Source organism: Candidatus Avelusimicrobium caledoniensis, assembly GCF_902756455.1.
Lineage (GTDB): Bacteria > Elusimicrobiota > Elusimicrobia > Elusimicrobiales > Elusimicrobiaceae > Avelusimicrobium > Avelusimicrobium caledoniense.
Genome location: NZ_CACVRB010000039.1, coordinates 1 through 4914 on the forward strand (window position 1 = coordinate 1; position 4914 = coordinate 4914).

Consider the following 4914-nt stretch of genomic DNA (forward strand, 5'->3'; position numbering starts at 1 on the left):
CCGCTATACGCTAGTAGCGTATAACAAAGCCGAGGCGGCTTGCCGGGTGGCAAGAACTTTTTGTCCGCCGCGATCATTTAAAAACAAAAGGGCGGACTTTCATTAGGTGCTATCACCATCCTAACGAAGCCGCCCCCCGCGCGCATAGACGCGCGGGAAAGCAGACCTCTCTGTTGCTAGTGATAGCACTGCCTTTTCAGGCAAATGGCCATTCTTCATGGCATAGAAACAGATCCGTCTAAATCTATTTACAGTATAGCATTTCTGCCGGTAAATAAAAACCACTCCCGGCAGAACGCGGGAGTGGTATAAAAACTTGGGGACGGTTAATTAAACATGCCCGATTCTTCTAATGCATTTAATGCTTTAGTAATGTTGTTGACAATGGCTATCCAGCGGCTCTGTCCGTCAGAAGTAGCCGAGCCGTAAATGGCCGCAATGTTAATGTTGTGTTTGGTCAGCACGGAGCTGATATCCAAAATCAGCCCGGGGCGGTCTTTGGTTTCAATACAAATCGCTTCCGTTTTCACGCTCGTAAATCCGGCACGCGTTAAAATGTGGCTGATTTCTTGGTCGTGGGTAACGGCTAGGCGGAACGTGGCCGCATCGTAGTGCACGCCTTGGGAAAGCGCGATGATATTTACTTTTTCGCGCATCAGAATTTCGGCTACGTTTTTAAGCGTACCCGGTTCATTAACTAAAAATACACTGTATTGTTTAACGATACTTAGTGGCATAAAAACCTCGTTATCATTGTACAATTTTTTTCTAAAAATTACGGCCGAATTTCCAACGCCTCGGCCGCTTTTAATTTATTTTCCAAATCTAACATCGCTTTGCAATCGTCCTCATTATACATGAGCACTTTTTGCAAAAGCTCGTCGTTACCTGTTTTAAGCCAACTCGTAAAATAGACCATGCTGTCCATGGCGCCGCAATCGTCTTGCCGCCAGTTAAACCCAAACGCGGGTGCGGCGGCCTTGAGCGAAAAGCTCGGCGCAGGCAAATAAAACGCTTTGCTGACCGCTACCTTTAAATCATAGCAAATACCGCACAACGCATTTAAGTGCGCCGCTGACGACGGATTGGCCCCGGCCAGTTTCTTCATTTTTTTCACTTCATACTCCGTCCAGTGATAAAGGGCGGTGTTGGCAAAGTCTTTAATATACGCAAAAAACTGTTCAAAAATCTGTAATTCTTCTTCCGGCTTTTTGGCTACAAAACTGACGTATTTGTTTTCTTCCTTGTCCCAAATACCGATTAAATACACAAACGACACGTTGTCTTTGGTGAATGTTTCCGTGGCCTCAAAATCAAAATACAAATTGTATTTTTTTTCGGGCGGGGGGAAGTGTCCTTTCTCGCGTAAAACCGGTTTGTTATGCAAGTACGCTTGGGCGTTATAAAACGAATTGGTGGCGTGCGGCTCTTCCAAAATTCCTTGCAGTTTGGCTAGACCCGCGCGTGCGACGTCGTCGGTGTTAAACATCCCGTTGATTTTTAAACACTGGCGCATTTCGGTATTTAAGCCGGGGAGCATCAGTAAATCTTTTGTTTGGGCCATGAGTTTATTGGCATACACGCGCCACGGCGCGCTGGCGGCTTTAGGCGGCTTGTGTGCTTCGGGCTTGGCCTTACCGTCGCGAATCGCGCGCCAAAAAGTCAGCTCGCGCTCCAAGCGTTCTTGGTGTTTGGCGTAAGGAATATCTACAAAATGACCTTTTAAATGCACGCGCGTGCTCGCCGGAACGTATTGTTGGATTTGCCCCAAAATGCGGCTGAGCAAACAAATTTGCAACGTGTAATGTTCTTTTAAATCATGCGCGCGTTTGAATTGGTAAATCTCATAATGAAACGGGCCAAAACGGCTGGGGGCGTCGTCTTTTCTGACGAGCAAATTAGCATTCCCATAGACCGATTCCGGCAAGTTCCACAGCGCGCAGTTGGCAATGGCTTCTGCGCCGCTAGCCATGGCGGATAGCGTATTTTTAAAACGGTCTTGGTCGGTTTCGCCCGATATAAAGACGACATTTGGGAATTTCTCTTTGATCCACTCGTCGCGGCTGCGGCGGTCAGTACGGATCTTTAAATTTTCGTAGCGGTTTGTTTCGGGGACGGCTTCTTTCTGCGGGGCGTGAAAGGAACACCAAATGCTAAACGGGTCCTCCAAGAGCGAAAACATGCGCGAGGCATTAAAATCTTGTTTATCCGGTGTCCGCCCGGCGGAAAAATCTATAAATAATTGTTGCAAATCAGATTCGGTCATCTCTTTTATTTTAGCTTTTTACGGGCGGGAAGAAAAGATTTTTCCGTTGCCCGGTATCAAACGAAATGATACAATACCCATATGGCTATTTTGCGCATTACCAAATACGGCGAACCGATTTTGCGCCAAAAGTTAAAACCCGTCAGTTACGACGAGATTGCCCCGCAACTTCCTCAGCTTCTTAAAGATATGGAAGAGACGTGCTTGGCCGTTCGCGGAGTGGGGTTGGCCGCTAACCAAATCGGGCTGCCCTTGCGCCTGGCCGTTATTTTACTGCCCGGTGAAAAAGAAGACGACCCGCCAACCAAATACGTAATTATCAACCCGGAGATTATTGCCAAACACGGCGAGAAAATTGAAGAAGAAGGGTGCCTTTCCTTGCCCGGTTTGTGGGCGGAAGTTCCGCGCGCTACCGATGTAACCGTGAAATACTTAGACGAAAACGGACAAGCACACACCAAGCGTGCCCGCGGGTTACTGGCTAAAGCGTTCCAACACGAGGTGGACCATTTAGACGGTAAATTATTTGTTGATTTGGTAGATCCGAAATTGAAACCCGAAGTTAAAAAAATTATCAAAAAATTACGGGCCAAATGGGACTAATTATGAAAATTTGTGTAATGAAATTCGGCGGCAACACGCTGGCCAATAAACAAAAATTACTCTTAGCGGCCAATTTGATTAAAAGTCGCTACGACGACGGTTTTATTCCTTTGGTGGTGGCATCCGCCAACGGGAATTTGACAGATGTGCTATTGGATCACGCATACAGTATCGCACGCGAGCCCGATAAACGCGAGTTGGATATGCTGATTACGACGGGCGAACGCGTGAGTGTAGCCCTTTTATCTATTGCCTTGCGCGCGCAAGGAGTGCCGTCGGTTTCTTTGACCGGATCGCAAATCGGGCTGATTACGACGTCCTCCCACACGGGGGCGGATATTTTAACTTTAAAAGGCGACCGCCTCAAAAAAGAAATGGAACAAGGCCACGTGCCGGTGGTGGCGGGCTTTCAAGGTATTGGCGAGAATAAAGAAATTACCACGTTAAAACGCGGCGGCTCTGACGTGTCGGCGGTGTTTTTGGCAGCGCAGTTAGGGGCAAGCCACGTGGAAATGATTAAAGACGTGGACGGCGTTTATTCTGCCGACCCCAACAAAGACCAAAAAGCCCAAAAATACGAAGTGTTAGATTTTGACGAAATGTATAAGCTCGCCCTTAACGGCGCCAGCGTGTTGCACCCGGATGCCGTACGTCTTGCCAAGGAAAAAGGCGTGGAAATACGCATTGTATATTATCAAACAGGGAAAACGGGAACGGTTATTAAATAATATGTATATTAAATGGAACATCACAGGCATAATTGCCTTTTTGATTTTGGGCAGTATCATTTATGCGTTTGGGCCGGGGTTTGGCTCGTGGGGACGCGCGCTGATTTCGTGCGCGCTGTACGCGTTTGTGTTTTTTGCCAGTTTTGTGGTGGTCAAACGCAGATAATTTAAAATATGGTATGATTAGACTATGCTAGATACAACAGTAATTTTACAAATCAGTGGTTTTGTAGTTTGCTTTATTTTGTTATTTGTGTTTACGGCTAAATACCGCGGCGCGTTGGCGCACGAGACCGATTTTGAAAGCTCATCGGAAGAAGTAACCGTGGCCACTACTGCCGTGCAACCCACGTTTAAGCCGCGTGCCTCTTTGCTAAGTTCGCTGCAAGGGTCGTCTTCGCTAGAAGTAGCCGACCTGAAAGAAAAGGTGAAAGAGTTGCAATACCGCTTGGAAGAAATGAAAATCGGCCACGATAAAATGAGCGGCGATTTGTCCAAACAAATTGCCCGCATGGAAACGCGCATCGGCACGTTTGAAGAAGAATATGTAACCAAGTTGCAACCGACGTTGCTGAGTTTGATCCAAGAATTGGAAAATATGAAAGTAGCCGAAAGTAAGAAATAAGTGCGAGTAAAGATTTTAGGAGGATGTAAACGGCAGACCCGAAACGGTCTGCCGTTTATGTTTGGTAACAATTATTGAAATACGTACCAAGTGACATTACCTGAACTTTGAGGATGTGCCGGAGCATTGTTGGTGACACTCTTACACACGGTATTGCCCAGTTGGCTTGAAGTAGGCGCGAAACAAAGGCGTTCGCCTCTGTGTCCCCCTTGAGCATGATCAAACGCAAAGTATAAGTATAAACTATTTTGTTGGGTGGTGCCTGAGAGAATACGGGTATCCCACGCTTGTACGGCAGCATCTGTTGCATTGGCAACATCCGGTGTGAGGAGTAAATGCCATCCGGCCGGGTTGTTTAGGTAAGTACTATTTATGGTACCGTTTATGTCTAAATCAAGTTCCGTCCAATCTGTTGTATATTGGCCGTTAGCCAAATAATAGCGTTCTTCGGCTTGTTTGACGGCATTGGCCAGCGTGACAAGTTGTGTCATACGCGCTTTGGCAACCGCTACTTTATACTGCGGCAAGGCCACCGCCGCTAATATACCAATAATGAGAACAACGACTAATAATTCAATAAGAGTGAACGCGCCCGCCCCGTTCGTCATCCCGGAAATTTGTAATCCGGGATATAACGGGGCGTTAAAGAAACCCACCACTATATCCCGCATAGAAACACTGCGGGATGACGA

7 protein-coding genes are annotated in these 4914 nt (G+C 47.0%); 4 read left to right on the forward strand and 3 right to left on the reverse strand.

Annotated features, from left to right (window positions below; translation table 11 throughout):
• Positions 1-326: 326 nt before the first annotated feature.
• Together ACQY2W_RS07210 and ACQY2W_RS07215 are read right to left on the reverse strand one after the other, a co-directional pair.
• The gene (locus ACQY2W_RS07210; protein WP_428050779.1) at positions 327-737 is read right to left on the reverse strand and encodes an ACT domain-containing protein; all 411 of its coding nucleotides are present in this window, start codon (positions 735-737) and stop codon (positions 327-329) included.
• A 38-nt stretch (positions 738-775) separates the two neighbouring features.
• On the reverse strand, positions 776-2266 hold the full coding sequence (locus ACQY2W_RS07215) for a TM0106 family RecB-like putative nuclease (RefSeq protein WP_428050780.1): 1491 nt from the start codon (positions 2264-2266) through the stop codon (positions 776-778).
• An 81-nt stretch (positions 2267-2347) separates the two neighbouring features.
• On the opposite strand from ACQY2W_RS07215, the gene def reads away from it, so the two are divergent.
• Genes def through ACQY2W_RS07235 form a run of 4 tightly spaced genes read left to right on the forward strand, consistent with a single transcriptional unit; the run spans position 2348 to position 4222 of the window.
• Positions 2348-2869: a peptide deformylase gene (gene def / locus ACQY2W_RS07220; RefSeq protein ID WP_428050781.1), complete on the forward strand. Its 522-nt coding sequence runs from the start codon at positions 2348-2350 to the stop codon at positions 2867-2869.
• A gap of 2 nt (positions 2870-2871) precedes the next feature.
• Positions 2872-3597 carry a hypothetical protein gene (locus ACQY2W_RS07225; protein WP_428050782.1) on the forward strand — a complete coding sequence of 242 codons (726 nt, stop codon included), beginning with the start codon at positions 2872-2874 and terminating at the stop codon, positions 3595-3597.
• Position 3598: 1 nt separating this feature from the next.
• Positions 3599-3763, forward strand: coding sequence for a hypothetical protein (locus ACQY2W_RS07230; protein ID WP_428050783.1), 165 nt, complete (start codon positions 3599-3601; stop codon positions 3761-3763).
• A 24-nt stretch (positions 3764-3787) separates the two neighbouring features.
• Positions 3788-4222 (forward strand): hypothetical protein, encoded by a 435-nt coding sequence (locus ACQY2W_RS07235; RefSeq protein WP_428050784.1) that lies wholly within the window; start codon positions 3788-3790, stop codon positions 4220-4222.
• A 71-nt stretch (positions 4223-4293) separates the two neighbouring features.
• Here ACQY2W_RS07235 and ACQY2W_RS07240 read toward each other — a convergent pair.
• Positions 4294-4914 (reverse strand): type IV pilin protein (locus tag ACQY2W_RS07240; RefSeq protein WP_428050785.1); only part of this gene is annotated, 621 nt, incomplete at its 5' end.

Bases quoted from the DNA above. Each gene is read 5' to 3' on its own strand.
- ACQY2W_RS07210 (WP_428050779.1), bottom strand. From the start codon at position 737: ATGCCACTAAGTATCGTTAAACAATACAGTGTATTTTTAGTTAATGAA.
- ACQY2W_RS07215 (WP_428050780.1), bottom strand. From the start codon at position 2,266: ATGACCGAATCTGATTTGCAACAATTATTTATAGATTTTTCCGCCGGG.
- def (WP_428050781.1), top strand. From the start codon at position 2,348: ATGGCTATTTTGCGCATTACCAAATACGGCGAACCGATTTTGCGCCAA.
- ACQY2W_RS07225 (WP_428050782.1), top strand. From the start codon at position 2,872: ATGAAAATTTGTGTAATGAAATTCGGCGGCAACACGCTGGCCAATAAA.
- ACQY2W_RS07230 (WP_428050783.1), top strand. From the start codon at position 3,599: ATGTATATTAAATGGAACATCACAGGCATAATTGCCTTTTTGATTTTG.
- ACQY2W_RS07235 (WP_428050784.1), top strand. From the start codon at position 3,788: ATGCTAGATACAACAGTAATTTTACAAATCAGTGGTTTTGTAGTTTGC.